The organism is Aliiroseovarius sp. F20344 (assembly GCF_023016155.1).
Lineage (GTDB): Bacteria > Pseudomonadota > Alphaproteobacteria > Rhodobacterales > Rhodobacteraceae > Aliiroseovarius.
Window position 1 is genome coordinate 533,841 of the sequence record NZ_JALKBG010000008.1, and the last position, 14,592, is coordinate 548,432.

At 55.8% G+C, this 14,592-nt stretch carries 14 protein-coding genes; 7 read left to right on the forward strand and 7 right to left on the reverse strand.

What is annotated here, in order from left to right:
• Positions 1–164 precede the first annotated feature (164 nt).
• The 7 genes from MWU55_RS11570 (at position 165) to MWU55_RS11600 (ending at position 7,232) form a co-directional block, all read left to right on the forward strand.
• On the forward strand, positions 165–1,610 hold the full coding sequence (locus MWU55_RS11570; protein WP_246936330.1) for a 1-acyl-sn-glycerol-3-phosphate acyltransferase: 1,446 nt from the start codon (positions 165–167) through the stop codon (positions 1,608–1,610).
• Between the two features lie 147 nt (positions 1,611–1,757).
• Positions 1,758–3,047, forward strand: coding sequence for a crotonyl-CoA carboxylase/reductase (gene ccrA, locus MWU55_RS11575; RefSeq protein ID WP_246936331.1), 1,290 nt, complete (start codon positions 1,758–1,760; stop codon positions 3,045–3,047).
• Between the two features lie 233 nt (positions 3,048–3,280).
• A complete protein-coding gene (locus MWU55_RS11580) occupies positions 3,281–3,496 on the forward strand; it encodes a hypothetical protein (RefSeq protein ID WP_246936332.1) in 216 nt (71 codons plus the stop codon).
• A complete protein-coding gene (locus MWU55_RS11585) occupies positions 3,441–4,154 on the forward strand; it encodes a LuxR family transcriptional regulator (RefSeq protein WP_246936333.1) in 714 nt (237 codons plus the stop codon). The genes MWU55_RS11580 and MWU55_RS11585 overlap by 56 nt, the downstream gene beginning before the upstream one ends.
• Before the next feature lie 89 nt (positions 4,155–4,243).
• On the forward strand, positions 4,244–4,894 hold the full coding sequence (locus tag MWU55_RS11590) for an acyl-homoserine-lactone synthase (RefSeq protein ID WP_246936334.1): 651 nt from the start codon (positions 4,244–4,246) through the stop codon (positions 4,892–4,894).
• A 78-nt stretch (positions 4,895–4,972) separates the two neighbouring features.
• Complete coding sequence (locus tag MWU55_RS11595) at positions 4,973–6,511, forward strand: AAA family ATPase (protein ID WP_246936335.1); 1,539 nt, start codon at positions 4,973–4,975, stop codon at positions 6,509–6,511.
• Positions 6,504–7,232 (forward strand): SDR family oxidoreductase, encoded by a 729-nt coding sequence (locus MWU55_RS11600; protein WP_246936336.1) that lies wholly within the window; start codon positions 6,504–6,506, stop codon positions 7,230–7,232. Before MWU55_RS11595 ends, MWU55_RS11600 begins: the two co-directional genes overlap by 8 nt.
• Before the next feature lie 63 nt (positions 7,233–7,295).
• Here the strand turns inward: MWU55_RS11600 and MWU55_RS11605 are convergent, their stop codons facing one another.
• The 7 genes from MWU55_RS11605 to MWU55_RS11635 are packed head-to-tail and all read right to left on the reverse strand — an operon-like array spanning position 7,296 to position 14,513.
• Positions 7,296–8,063 carry a TIGR02186 family protein gene (locus MWU55_RS11605; protein ID WP_246936337.1) on the reverse strand — a complete coding sequence of 256 codons (768 nt, stop codon included), beginning with the start codon at positions 8,061–8,063 and terminating at the stop codon, positions 7,296–7,298.
• Positions 8,063–8,977 carry a sulfite exporter TauE/SafE family protein gene (locus MWU55_RS11610; RefSeq protein WP_246936338.1) on the reverse strand — a complete coding sequence of 305 codons (915 nt, stop codon included), beginning with the start codon at positions 8,975–8,977 and terminating at the stop codon, positions 8,063–8,065. Before MWU55_RS11610 ends, MWU55_RS11605 begins: the two co-directional genes overlap by 1 nt.
• 53 nt (positions 8,978–9,030) lie before the next feature.
• Positions 9,031–9,843: a purine-nucleoside phosphorylase gene (locus MWU55_RS11615; RefSeq protein WP_246936339.1), complete on the reverse strand. Its 813-nt coding sequence runs from the start codon at positions 9,841–9,843 to the stop codon at positions 9,031–9,033.
• Positions 9,827–10,834 (reverse strand): ABC transporter permease, encoded by a 1,008-nt coding sequence (locus tag MWU55_RS11620; RefSeq protein ID WP_246936340.1) that lies wholly within the window; start codon positions 10,832–10,834, stop codon positions 9,827–9,829. The genes MWU55_RS11615 and MWU55_RS11620 overlap by 17 nt, the downstream gene beginning before the upstream one ends.
• Before the next feature lies 1 nt (position 10,835).
• Complete coding sequence (locus MWU55_RS11625; RefSeq protein ID WP_246936341.1) at positions 10,836–11,942, reverse strand: ABC transporter permease; 1,107 nt, start codon at positions 11,940–11,942, stop codon at positions 10,836–10,838.
• Complete coding sequence (locus MWU55_RS11630; protein ID WP_246936342.1) at positions 11,942–13,510, reverse strand: ABC transporter ATP-binding protein; 1,569 nt, start codon at positions 13,508–13,510, stop codon at positions 11,942–11,944. The genes MWU55_RS11625 and MWU55_RS11630 overlap by 1 nt, the downstream gene beginning before the upstream one ends.
• Positions 13,511–13,517: 7 nt before the next feature.
• Positions 13,518–14,513 carry a BMP family ABC transporter substrate-binding protein gene (locus MWU55_RS11635; RefSeq protein WP_246936343.1) on the reverse strand — a complete coding sequence of 332 codons (996 nt, stop codon included), beginning with the start codon at positions 14,511–14,513 and terminating at the stop codon, positions 13,518–13,520.
• Positions 14,514–14,592: the final 79 nt, after the last annotated feature.

A 14,592-nucleotide genomic window follows, 5' to 3' on the forward strand; every position in this document is an offset into this window, starting at 1 on the left:
AATTACGCAAGGGGTAAAATCAATAGAACAAAGTTACGCGGCGTGGCGTTTCGATCCGTTTGGCTGCGGTCGCCAAACTCTGAACCGCATTCAAGATGCAACGCACCGCGAAGACCAGTGTCACGATGCTTTACCTTTTAGCCAAATGGTGAAAATGCTTGGACATGACGCGCGCGGTGGAACTTCCTCTTTGGTTGCTTGTGTTGATCCTGGCCTTCGCCACGGTGACTTTTGCCTCGCATTTTCTGTTTCCATCCGTCCGCTGGTTTTTCCGCAAACGCCTTGAACGGGCGGTGGCCCGTCTAAACGAAAAGCTTGAGCGCCCGATCGAGCCGTTCAAGCTGGCGCGGCGCTATGACATGGTGCAGCGACTGTCTTATGACCCCGAGGTTGCCAAAGCGATTGTTGAACATGCGCGCAAAGCCGGAATTCCTGAACAGGTCGCCTTTGAGAAAGCCCAGCGATATGCGCGCGAGATTGTGCCGCGTTTCTCGGCGACAGCGTATTTCGGTTTCGGCATTTGGCTGGCGAAACTGCTCAGCCGCGCCTTCTATCGTGTGCGCTTGGGCGCCTTTGATGAGGCACGTTTAAGCGAGATTGATCCAGACGCGACGGTGATTTTCGTAATGAATCACCGATCCAATATGGATTACGTGCTGGTCACTTGGTTGGCCGCCGAACGATCACATCTGTCTTATGCGGTGGGGGAATGGGCACGGGTTTGGCCGCTTCGTACGCTGATCCGGTCTATGGGCGCGTATTTCATTAGGCGGAAAAGCCGCAACAACCTCTATCGAAAAGTTCTGTCGCGCTATGTGCGATTGGCGACGGACGGAGGTGTGACACAAGCCATGTTCCCCGAAGGCGGGTTGAGCCTGAACGGCGAGGTGGGCGAGCCGAAGCTTGGTTTGCTCAGCTACATCGTTCAGGACTTCGTGCCGGGCGAAAGCCGAAATGTGGTCTTTATTCCGGTCGCTATGAACTATGACCGCGTGCTGGAAGACAGGGTTTTGGTATCTGCCGACATAAAGGGCAGCCGCCGGTTTGGCCTTCGCTTTAAATATGTTGCCCGCCACGTAGGGCGGCATCTTTGGCAGAGATTGACTGGTCGGTTTCACAGGTTCGGCTATGCCAGCGTCTCGTTCGGGGATCCGGTATCGTTGGTAGATTACTTGGATGGGCGAGATCCCAACGACATCATGGAACCGTTGGGACATGAACTTATGTCGCGCATTCGCGATGTGGTTCCTGTGCTTCCTGTGCCGGTGGTGTCTGCAATCCTGCTGCAACATGACGGGTCCAGCCATGCCGAGATCACCGATCGCTTTGAAGCGCTGGTTCAGAATATGGAGGCTCAAGGAGCGCATGTTCATATTCCACGCAGCGACATGAACTATGCCGCCGAAGTGGGCCTGCGAGAATTGTTGTTGCGCAAGCTGATCACGAAATCCGGTGAAGGTGCAGAAGCAGCCTATCATATTCACGGACCGGACAGGCTTGTGCTGGCCTATTATTCCAACTCGATTGCGCATCTTAGTGCGGAAATTGAACCGATCCACATCTCGGATCTGACCCCAGCCGAGGTCGCAGATGCTGCGATCTTGCCTTAAACGGGTAAAATCCGTCGCGACATAAAATTACAAAAACTTCCTGATTGAGGTTGCAATCTTACCTTCTGATCCGTAATGCTGCGGTAGCAGCCGCATTTCTGCACTGCGGCGATAGAATCAGATAACGCGCTAGATCAGGAGGCCACCATGGCTTTGGACACACAACCCGGCATCGCCGAATATGATGCCCCCAAAAAAGACCTTTATGAAATTGGCGAGATGCCCCCAATGGGCCATGTCCCAAAGCAGATGTATTCGTGGGCCATCCGCCGCGAACGTCAGGGTGAGCCCGACCAAGCCATGCAGGTAGAAGTGGTTGATACCCCCACACTAGACAGCCACGAAGTGCTGGTTCTGGTGATGGCTGCAGGTGTGAACTACAACGGTATCTGGGCCGGTCTCGGCGTTCCGGTCAGCATGTTCGACGTGCACAAGCAAGATTACCACATCGCAGGGTCCGACGCGTCGGGCATCGTTTGGGCGGTGGGTGACAAGGTCAAAAGCTGGAAAGTAGGCGACGAAGTTGTCATCCACTGTAACCAAGACGATGGTGATGACGAAGAATGCAACGGCGGCGACCCGATGTATTCACCCAGCCAGCGCATCTGGGGCTACGAAACCCCGGACGGCTCTTTCGCCCAGTTCACTCGCGTTCAAGCTCAGCAGCTTCTGCCGCGCCCCAGACACCTGACTTGGGAAGAAAGCGCCTGTTACACGCTGACACTGGCAACCGCGTATCGGATGCTGTTCGGTCACCACCCGCATGAACTGAAGCCCGGCCAGAACGTGCTGGTTTGGGGTGCTTCGGGCGGTCTGGGCTCTTACGCTATTCAGCTGGCCAACGCAGCTGGTGCAAACGCAATCGGCGTGATCTCGGACGAAAGCAAACGTGACTTTGTAATGGGTCTGGGCGCGAAAGGCGTGATCAACCGCAAGGATTTCTCGTGCTGGGGTCAGTTGCCCACCGTGAACACCCCTGAATATGACACCTGGTTCAAAGAAGCCCGCCGCTTTGGCAAGGCGATCTGGGATATCACCGGCAAAGGCAACAACGTGGACATCGTGTTCGAACACCCCGGTGAATCGACCTTCCCCGTGTCCAACCTGGTTTGTAAGAAGGGCGGTATGGTTGTGATCTGCGCCGGTACCACCGGGTTTAACTGCACATTCGACGTGCGTTACACTTGGATGCACCAGAAACGTCTGCAGGGCTCGCACTTTGCGCACCTGAAACAAGCTGCAGCCGCCAACAAGCTTATGATCGAGCGTCGCATCGATCCCTACATGTCGGAAGTGTTCCCCTGGGACGAGATTCCAGCGGCCCACATGAAGATGTACCGCAATGAGCATAAGCCCGGTAACATGTCGGTGCTGGTGCAGGCTCCAAAGACCGGATTGCGGACCTTCGAAGACGCACTGGAAGCCGGCCCTAAATAAGCCACAAAATCTGCTTACAATACTGCCCGTCATCTTACCAAAGATGGCGGGCAGTCGCGTTTTGAAAACGAATCACCTTCTATTTTCATTCGATTCTGGCAAATTTACGTTACGGAAGGTGATTTGCATCCGTATCTCTACCTCGCTATTTATGGGGAGTTGCATTCAGCGAGTTAGAAGGCCTCAGTTTACATGCTAAAGTTGTTGGTAGACGCACTTAATGAGGTTTTGTCATGTCAGATAAATGGATTGTGGATGTACTTAGCGACCTCATGGCCTATGCTGAGCAAAACGGTCTGAGTGTGACGGCAGAATGGCTCGATGATGCGCGCCTCATCGCTTTGACTGAGATTGCAGACAAGTCTCGCGAGAAGAGGGAGATCCCGCGCACCTATGAAGAACCGGCTCGAAGACCTGCTCTCTACCTTGCAAGCGGCGGCCACGCTTGAGGATCTTCAAACGGTTCTGGAAGAACTGCGCGATTACTACAAAGTCGAACATACCGTATATCACTGGGTAAACTCAGTCGGTGAGCGCTATGGCGCGGGCACCTATTCTGCGGAATGGGTGGATCGCTATCTTGAAAAAGACTATCTGCGATTAGACCCGGTTATTTTTGGCTGTTTTCAAAGATTTACACCTGTTTCCTGGAAGTCTCTAGACTGGTCTTCAAAGCCAGCACGCGAAATGTGGCAGGATGCAATTGACCATGGACTGGGCAATCAGGGGTTCACAATTCCCATTCGCGGTCCGAATGGACAGTTTGCGCTTTTCACCATGAATGCGACTGCGGCGGATGAAGACTGGGATCATTTCATAGACGAAAACACCCGCGATTTGATGATCATTGCACATGAGTTCAACAAAAAAGCGTTGGAGTTTGAGCAGTGGGGCGAAGACGGAAACGTGCCCGCATTGTCCCCCAGAGAGCTTGCGTCGATGAGCTGTTTGGCGAAGGGAATGAGCCGCGCACAGGCCGCTGCAGAGCTGAATATCTCAGAGCATACCCTGCGAGTTTACATCGAAAGTGCCCGTCACAAATTGGGTGCGATGAACACAACCCATGCGGTCGCGAGGGCACTGTCGACGGGAATCATTATAATTTAATCTACGTTCTACCTCACGATGTATTTGCCATACGTTAACTAAGAAGCGAGCATGTTCTTGTTAAACACTCGGACAAAGGAGCTCCACTCATGCTGCGTTATCTCTATGGCAATGATCTTGCAAAATTTCCCCTTCTGGCTGACACCATGTTCAAGGACCGCGCTGAACAGTTTTCGCGCCGTCTTGGCTGGGATGTTTCGGTGGACGACAAAGGTCACGAACGGGACGAATACGACGATATGAACCCGCTATACGTTATCTGGGAACAAGCGGATGGTCGTCACGGCGGATCCATGCGCTTTCTACCTACGGTCGGTCAAACGATGGTGAATGACCACTTTAGCCATCTGACCGACGGTGTTCATATTGAAAGCCCGTTGATCTGGGAATGCACCCGTTTCTGTCTCTCCCCGGATGCAGACCGTCGTGCATCTGCCGCGCTTGCCCTCGGCGCTGGTGAACTTATGGCCTCTTTCAAGCTAGAGCACTATGTTGGTGTCTTCGATCCACGTATGGAACGGATCTATCGCTTGATGGGTCTTGTACCTGAGGTGATCGGTATGGCCGGCGAAGGCCGTGACCGTATCGGCGTTGGCCTGTGGTCGATGGATGAGGCTGCGTTTGAACCCACCTTGAAACGGGTCGGTGTCACACGCGAGATCAGCCAAGGCTGGTTGCGCTATTCGCTGTCGACAGGCAACCGCGCCCCAGCACCAGAGGCACTGCCACGTACAGCTTAAGAAAATATACCTGAGAAATACGGCTACCAGCGCCTACGGGTGCTGGTGCTGCCCCCATACGCGCGATAGGGTCGCGCCATGACCGAACGTTCCCCCGTAACTTTCTCTGACGATCAGGCCGAGGCACATGACCGCGTGTCCGAGATGCTGCGCCTATCAGGCGTGAACCTTGATGATGCACTGCTGACGCCGGTTTCTGATGGGAAGTCCCAGTTGATGGCGGTGATCGGCAAAGCGGGGTCGGGTAAAACTCTTCTGTTGGCAGAACTATACCGCGCTTTGGATGAAGCTGGCGTCGATGTGATTTCGGGTGACTGGGAAGGGAAACGTCGAAAGGACCGCCGCACCCTGGCCATTCTTGCGCCGACGAACAAAGCCGCAAGTGTGTTGCGCAACCGGGGGGTGCCCGCCACGACCATCCATCGCATTCTCTATACGCCCGTCTACGACCCCGAATACGAAAAGATCGCTGAATGGCTGGCCGGAAATGGCGAACGGCCCGAGATCGAAGGGCTGACGGATGAAGCCCTGGATCGTGCCTACAGCTTTTATCAGGCGCAGAAATCCATTCCGGGTGCCTTGGCTGCAGCCGGGCTAAGGGGATCAGACTTCATTACCGGGTGGAAACGGCGCGACGATCCGTTGGATATTGGATTTGTCGACGAAAGCTCGATGCTGGATGAAAAGCAGTTTGAAGATCTGCGCGAGATTTTCCCAACGTTGGTTTTGTTCGGTGATCCGGCACAGCTTGCCCCGGTCGGGCAGTCCGGGAAGATGGTGTTTGATGGCATTAAGGGGCCTCGAAAACAGGTTTTGCACCGAATTCACCGGCAGGAAGACGACAACCCAATTCTGGACCTTGCGCACGCCCTAGCGGATGATGCGCTGGACTTCGATGGGTTCGAAAAGATGATCCACGATGCTGCTAGGCGTGATGACCGGGTTGTGGTGTCACCGCGCGCCAATGCCGACCTCATGGCGCGATCGCCAGTTCTGGTCTGGCGCAACAAGACGCGCGTGCGTCTTATCCAAGCCTTCAGATCCGCCTTCCAAGCGCCAGAGATTGAGCTGTTGCCCGGGGAACCGCTGATTTGCGACGGGATCGAGCTGCCTTTGAAACACCGCAAGAAGCGGATTGATCTGGAAGCGCGCGGCCTTATCAAAGGGGCGCAATGCGTCTATCTGGGACCTGGGAAACGGCCCGGCTTTTCGCGGTTGCATGTGCTTGGGGCTGAGGATCCACAGGTCTCGGCGGCATCGATTGTAAAGATCGAAAAGCCTGATGAGGAAGAGCCGTTCATTCCCTTCGCGGCCCGCATGGGGGCAACCTTTCTGCACGGCGCAGCGGTAACGATCCACAAAGCGCAGGGTTCCCAGTGGCCGGAAGTTCAGGTGTTTGCCCCGGACATCGCAGCCGCCGCCTGGGCCGGGCGGAGCGAGGCTGGCCTGCCGCTTTGGAAGCGCTTGGCCTATGTGGCAATCACAAGGGCGGAAACGCGCCTGCATTGGGTGACGCGCTATGCCATGGCACGCCCATCGGCGGAGCTTTCGACGGCCGACTTGCCAGCGAAACCCGCCGCACTGACGTTAGAAACCCAAGGAGCTTCGGATGCCTAGTATTCTGATCACAGGTGCCAGTGCTGGCATCGGTCGCGCAGTGGCAGAACTGTTTTTGTCCGAAGGGTGGACCGCAGGGCTTATGGCTCGCCGGGCTGAGGTGTTGGAGGAGATTGCAGCAGATCACCCGAACGCGCATGTCTTAGTCGCGGATGTTGCCGATCCAGATGCGGTCAGTGGTGCGTTTGATCAGTTCGCTGCCAAAACAGGCCGCTTGGATGTGTTGTTTAACAATGCCGGGCTGTTCACCCCCGCCGCCCAAATTGACGAGGTTTCAATTGAGGATTGGAACCAAGCGGTTTCGGTCAACCTGACGGGCATGTTCTTATGCGCGCGGGCTGCGTTTCGTCTGATGCGCTCTCAATCGCCACAAGGCGGGCGGATCATCAACAATGGGTCAATCAGCGCACATGTCCCACGCGAAGGGGCCGTGACCTATACGGTAACGAAACATGGGATCACCGGCCTTACACGCCAGCTTAGTCTGGATGGTCGACCCTATGATATTGCATGTGGTCAGATCGACATCGGAAATGCGCGGACGGATTTGTTGCAGGGCATCATCGACGCTGCCGTTGCGAAAGGAGAGGCCCCGCCGCCCTCTATGGATGTGTGTGAAGTGGCCAGGTCGGTCCTTCATATGGCCAACTTGCCGCCCGAAGCGAATGTGCAATTCATGACCGTTATGGCCACCAAGATGCCTTACATCGGGCGGGGGTAATCCACACGGAATCTGTTCGCGGCATGCTTACATGCCGCACAAAGTTGCCCGATTCATTCGAGATCAGTTTCTCAGGATCATACGGAAGGCGGCTGATGCACCCCAGCCAGCTGCGATGGCAATGACCAAAGACAGCAAGCCATAGATCAGTGGTTTCTCGTGGGCCAGATTGAAGATCCACCGCTCGAGTCCAACCTTCTGAACGTTAATCACGGTCTCGTATTCAGACGTAACCTCTCCGCCGCGGGTCAGCAGGATACGTGTGCGATATTCGCCTTCAGTTAGGTTGGCTGGTAGGGCGACGCGCGTTTCAAAAAGCGTGTCTTTTTGAAGCGTTACCGAGCTTTCCAGAAGCTTATACAAGCCGGACTTCTGACGGATGCGGATCAGGGCATCCACAAATTCTCGCGGGTCATCAATGTTAAAAGGATTTTCCGATATCTTGATCGACCGTTCGACAGAAATCAGATGCCGCAAATCGTCCAGGGTCGAGACACTTTGCTCAAGTGGTGCCGAAGACGCAACGGCATAGAAGCTTGGCGCGGCCGCAAGTTCCATGGCTTCTGTGTTCACCCAGATCCCGAAACGTTTGTCTTTCTTGCGAACTGTGATAGGCGCGCTGGGGCCCTCAACCACCACAACAACTTCCAAAGGGTTATCCTCGGGAGGAGGGCTGTCGCGCTTCACAGCCCCGAAGATCAGGATCTCGGACCCGACAAATGTCGCGGTGATGGACACGCGGTTCTGGCTAAGTCCCGCGACAACCTCTTCCGCGCGAACGGGTAGGGCGGACAGCAGCAGAAATGAAAGAACGGTAAGAAGGCGCAGCATCAGTGGCCTCCCGCTGCGCCAAGCTCGTACAGCTCGGCTGGCATAATCAGAAGATCCAGACCCAGTTTCCCGCAGACGGCAAGAACCATGATCGCCAGAAGGACACGCAGCTGTTCAGCCTTAAGCTTGACGCCGATCCGTGCCCCGATCTGAGCGCCGATAACACCACCGATCAAAAGAAGCACTGCAAGGCCCATATCCACGGTGAAGTTGGTGGTGGCATGCAAAAGCGTAGTGAAGGCCGTTACGAAGATAATCTGGAACAGCGATGTACCGACTACAACTTTCGTAGGCATTCCAAGCAGGTAGATCATGGCAGGCACCATGATGAAACCGCCACCCACGCCCATGATCGCAGCCAAAATGCCCACAAGGACACCCACCAAAATCGGCGGAATGACCGAGATATAAAGGCCTGATGTGCGGAACTTCATTTTGAAGGGCAGGTTGTGGACCCAGGTGTGTTTGCGTCGCTTGGGAACGCTGCCGCCACGCGACTTCATAAGCGCACGCAGGCTTTCGACAAACATCAGAGATCCAATGATGCCCAAGAATAGAACGTAGGACAGCTTGACCAACAGGTCGACCTGCCCAATGGCTTTCAGCGCGTTGAAGAGTTGCACACCCAGCGCGGCACCGATCAAGCCACCAACAAGCAGCACGCCCCCCATTCGAAGATCCACCGTCTTTCGCTTTAGATGGGCGAGGACGCCGGAAAACGAACTGGCAACGATTTGGTTGGCTTCTGTGGCAACTGCCACGGCTGGCGGGATGCCGATGAAGAACAGAAGCGGCGTCATCAAAAAGCCGCCGCCCACACCGAACATGCCAGACAGGATGCCGACGATGCCACCAAGGCCTAGCAGAAGGAACGCGTTCACGGACACTTCGGCGATCGGCAGGTAAATCTGCATGGGGCAAAAACTCTGAATTAGTGGTCTTGGGGTGCGACCATTAATGGCTCAAACTACGCCCGTTCGTCACCTGTTAAGTAGCGCCAAACCAGTTTTTCCAGCTTTTCGGCTCCAAGTGGTGCCATTTTCTTGGTGTGCTCATGGCTTATGGCCTCGTCGGACATGCCTTGAGCCATATTTGTGATGGTCGAGAAGCCCGCAACTCGCAGCCCAAGAAAGCGCGCCAGAATCACTTCGGGCACTGTGGACATGCCTACGGCATCGGCACCCAAGGTGCGGATCGCTTTGATTTCGGCGGGCGTTTCAAAGGATGGCCCTGAATACCACGCATAGACACCTTGTTGCAGCGCGACCCCTTCTGCTTGCGCAATGCGCTGGAAATCGGCGGTCATGTCGGGGTCATAGGCGCCGCCCATGGGGACAAAACGCGCATCTGTTTTCTCGCCAATAAGTGGGTTCAGGCCCGAGAAGTTGATGTGATCCGTGATCTGCATCAGCTCGCCCGGTGGAATGTCAGGACGCATGGACCCGGCGGCATTGGTCAGGATCAGGCGATCGGCTCCAAGTTCGCGCAAGACCTCAAGCGGCAGGCGCATCGCGTCGGAACGGCCATTTTCATAGTAATGCTCGCGCCCGCCGAACACAGCGACGCGTGTGTTGCCAAGCATCCCGATTGCCAGGTTCGGATTGTGCCCCGAAACACCCGCATGGGGAAACCCCTCTAGCTGATCATAGGGGATCGCAATGCCGTCCACGGCGTCGGCCAAATGCCCCAGCCCCGACCCAAGAACCAATCCGACTGAGACCGGATCAGTACCCGCAATCGCGCGGACCTGATCGGCGACCGCCTTAGCGTTCTTTGACATAGGGCTGTCCGCCTGCCTTTGGCGCAATGGCCGAGCCAACAAAGCCGGCAAGGATTACGACGGTCAGGATATAGGGCAGGGCCTGCATGAACTGAACGGGGATCACGATGCCGCCAAGGTCGATGTTCTGATAGCGGTTGGCGATGGCTTCCAACAATCCAAACAGGAAGGTCGCGCCCAAAGCGGGCACCGGTTTCCATTTGGCAAAGATCAGAGCGGCCAGCGCGATATATCCGCGCCCCGCAGACATTTCTTTGATGAATCCCGCGCCCAATCCCGTTGCTAGATACACGCCGGACAACCCGCACAATGTGCCTGCGATGGCCATTGAGGCATAGCGCAGTCGTACGACAGAAATACCTGCAGTATCTACGGCTGCCGGGTTTTCGCCCACTGCACGAAGGCGCAGGCCGAACCGTGTGCGGAACAAAACAAACCACGACAGCGGCACCATCAAAAGCGCTACATAGACAAGGATCGTGTGACCCGAGATGAACTCGGAATAGACCTGTTGGATTGGGTTGGCTTGTTCGATCAAAATGCGCAGGGGAACGCCTGCAGCTTCAGCATCTGACCTACCAATTGCGAAGGGCAGCTCGATCGGGGGAAAGCGTCCATTGCCGGTCAAGGGCGGGGTACGCCCACCTTGGCCAAACCAAGCTTGGGCAGCGAGCACTGTAATGCCAGAGGCCAGGAAGTTCAGCGCAACACCAGAAATCAGCTGATTGCCCCGGAAGGTGATTGAAGCCATGCCATGCACCGCGGAAAAGCAGATCGAGGCAAAGATCCCGCTGAGAAGGCCCAGCCAGACCGAACCTGTGACGAAGGCAACGGCAGCCGACAAGAAGGCTGATGCGAGGATCTTGCCTTCAAGCCCGATGTCAAAGATGCCCGCACGTTCGGAAAACAGGCCTGCGAGACAGGCAAACAAAAGCGGCGTCGCAAGGCGCAGGGCCGAGTCGGCAATCTGGATGATCGTCAGGAAATCCATCTTACGCGTCCTTTCGTTTGGCAGCAGCAATGAACATGCGTTCGACCGGCATACGCACCATGTTGTCCAGTGCGCCTGTGAACAGGATCACCAAACCTTGAATAACCACGATCAGCTCACGCGGGATTTTCGTCCAAAGCGACAGCTCGCTGCCACCTTGATAAAGGAAGCCGAACAAAAGCGCCGCCAGAAGAACTCCGAACGGGTGGTTGCGGCCCATCAGGGCAACCGCGATGCCGATGAAGCCTGCGCCTTCAACCGCGTTCAGGATCAGGCGTTCGTGCTGGCCCATCGTGGCGTTGATTGCCATCAGGCCCGAGATCGCACCGGACAGCATCATAGCGACAATGATGATCTTGGTGGGTGAGATGCCCGCATAGACCGAGGCCGTTGGGCTTTCCCCGAAGGCGCGGATTTCATACCCCAGACGCGAGCGGTTCATAAGCAGATAGACAACGACACACATGGCAAGCGCCAGGAACAGCGACACGTTGGCCGGAGCCGATTTTGAGAAACTGATGCCCAGCGGGGCCAAAAGCTCGTGCAGGGTCGGAAGGTTGGTCACATCCGGAAAGCTGGCAGAAGCACTTTCCTGCGCGCCTTTCAGCTTCAGCGGTTTGATCAGCAGATAGCCCATCAAAGCGGTCGCAATGAAGTTGAACATGATCGTGGTGATCACGACGTGGCTGCCGCGTTTGGCTTGCAGGTATGCCGGGATCAGCGCCCAACCTGCACCAAATAGTCCACCGGCAATCACCGCAAAGACCAGTGCAATGGTCCAATGAGGCATCAATGCCGTGGGGATAAACAGACAAGCCAGACCCACGCCCAGCCCCCCGATCATCGCTTGGCCTTCACCACCAATGTTGAACATCGCGGCTTTGAACGCGATGGACACGGCAAGGCCGGTGAAGATGAAGTTGGTGGTGTAATAAAGCGTGTAGCCCCAGCCATAGGTGGACCCAAAGGCCCCGTCGATCATGGTCATCAACGCTTTGAACGGGTTTTCGCCAATGGCAAAAATCACCAATCCCGATAGGACAAAGGCAATCAGCAAGTTCAGAAAGGGGATCAGGGCGACGTCGGCCCATTTAGGAATCTTATCCATCAGTTGTCTCCCTCGCCGGTTACACCCGCCATAAGAAGGCCCAGCTCACGTTCGTCGGTTTCTGATGGCAAGCGCTCGCCCATGATATGGCCGTCGAACATCACGGCAATCCGGTCTGAAAGTGACAGGATTTCCTCAAGCTCAACGGAAACAAGTAGCACTGCTTTGCCTTGGTCGCGCAGGCCAATGATCTGTTTGTGGATGAACTCAATCGCACCGATATCGACGCCGCGTGTGGGTTGGCCAACCAAAAGGAGGTCGGGATTGCGTTCGATTTCACGGGCCACAACGATTTTCTGCTGGTTCCCGCCAGAAAAGCTCTTCGCGGCCAGATTGGGAAGCGGGGGGCGCACATCGAAGCGGTCCATCTTGTCCTGAGCGACGTCGACCATCTTGGCATTGTCCATCAAGAGCGTGTTCTTCTGATATTCGGGCTCGTGGTGATATCCGAACACAATATTTTGCCAGGCCGGGAAGTTCATGATCAGCCCGTGTTCCTGCCGATCTTCGGGCACATGTGCAATGCCGCGTTCACGGCGGGACCGGCCGTCAGAATATTTCCCTGTCAGGTCAATGGGATCCCCGTTAACCTTGATTTCGCCTGTGGCTGTGGCATACCCGCCCAAAACCTCCAAAAGTTGCGTTTGGCCGTTGCCGGATACACCTGCAATCCCCAAGATCTCGCCCGCGCGGACATCCAAAGATATGCCCTTCAAGCGTTCGACCCCATGATCGTCGACCATGTGCAGGTCCGTGACTTCTAGAACCTTTTCACCCGGTTGAGCGGGCACCTTGTCGACACGAAGCAACACTTTACGGCCAACCATCAGCTCGGCCAGCTCTTCAGGGTTGGTATCCTTGGTCTTGACGGTTGCAGTCATCTGGCCACGGCGCATCACGGACACAGTGTCGGTGATCTCCATAATCTCACGCAGCTTGTGGGTGATCAGGATGATGGTTTTGCCCTGATCACGCAGCCCGTTCAGGATGCGGAACAGGTGGTCGGCTTCCGCAGGGGTCAAAACACCCGTGGGTTCGTCCAAAATCAGGATGTCGGCTTCACGATAGAGCGCCTTGAGGATCTCAACACGTTGCTGTGTTCCGACGCCCAGATTTTCGATCAGGGCTTCGGGGTCAACGTGGAGCTCGTACTCATCCGCCAATGCTTTCAGAGACTTACGCGCCTTCGCCAAAGATGGCCGTAGCATTGCACCTTCTTCGACCCCGAGGATCACGTTTTCAAGCACGGAAAAATTCTCAACCAGTTTAAAGTGCTGGAACACCATCCCGATGCCCGCGCGAATAGCGGCTTGGCTGTCAGGGATCTGGGTTTCCTTGCCATGGATGAAGATCTGACCTTCATCGGCTTTGTAAAACCCATAGAGGATGGACATCAGCGTGGATTTGCCCGCACCGTTTTCGCCGATGATCCCGTGGATCGTCCCCGGCTGTACGGAAATCGAGATGTCCTTGTTCGCCTGCACCGGCCCAAAGGCCTTAGAGATACCGCGAAGCTCAATAGCAGGAGCAACAGTTACCTGTTGCTCCTCGTTTTTCATGTCCACCATGGTCGGATCAGAAGTCCAGAACTGGGCAGCTGTCGTCGGACATATAGTCGTGAACCACCAGTTCACCCGAGATGATCTTGGCAGCGGCTGCGTCAACAGCAGCTTTCATCTCGTCTGAAACCAGAGCGGCGTTGTGTTCGTCCAGCGAATAGCCAACACCTTCGGCTGCCAGGTTCATGACCTGTACGCCCGGTTTGATGTCCGCACCCATTTTCATGGCTTCATACACGGCAACGTCAACACGCTTCAGCATCGAGGTCAGAACTTTGCCTGGCTGCAGGTGGTTTTGGTTGGAATCCACGCCGATCGACAGGATGCCTTCGTCAGCAGCAGTTTGCAGAACACCCAGACCGGTGCCGCCAGCAGCAGCGTACACAATGTCAGCGCCTTGGCTGATCTGTGCTTTGGTCAGCTCGCCACCCTTTACCGGGTCGTTCCAAGCCGCAGGCGTGGTGCCGGTCATGTTGGCGATGACTTTCGCGTCAGGGTTCACGGCCAGAACGCCTTCTGCATAGCCACAAGCAAACTTACGGATCAGCGGAATGTCCATGCCACCGATGAAGCCAACGGTGCCCGATTTGGACGCGGTGGCGGCCATCATACCGACCAGGTACGAGCCTTCATGCTCGGAAAATGCGACGTTCAGAACGTTCGGTGCATCCGACCAACCGTCAATGGTGACGAAGGTAGTATCAGGATAATCTGGGGCAACATCCGAGATCGGGGTCGACATGGCGAAACCCATGGTGATCACAGGGTTGGCACCTGTTTCAGCAAAGCGGCGCAGGGCCTGCTCGCGCTGAGCTTCGGATTGCAGCTCAACTTCAAGGTACGAACCACCGGTTTCTTTGGCCCATTTCTCGGCGCCATTGAAGCCAGCTTCGTTAAAGGATTTGTCAAATTTTCCGCCCAAGTCGAAAATGATTGCGGGCTCGGCCAACGCGGCACCTGCGGTCAGGGCCAGCGACGCGGCTGCGCCAAGAAAGCTTTTCATCAGGGTCATTTCAATACTCCCGGTTATTGTTGTGGGGTCCGCACAGACCGAATGTCCGCCGATTCCCCCAAAGTCTGCGAGCAGATCG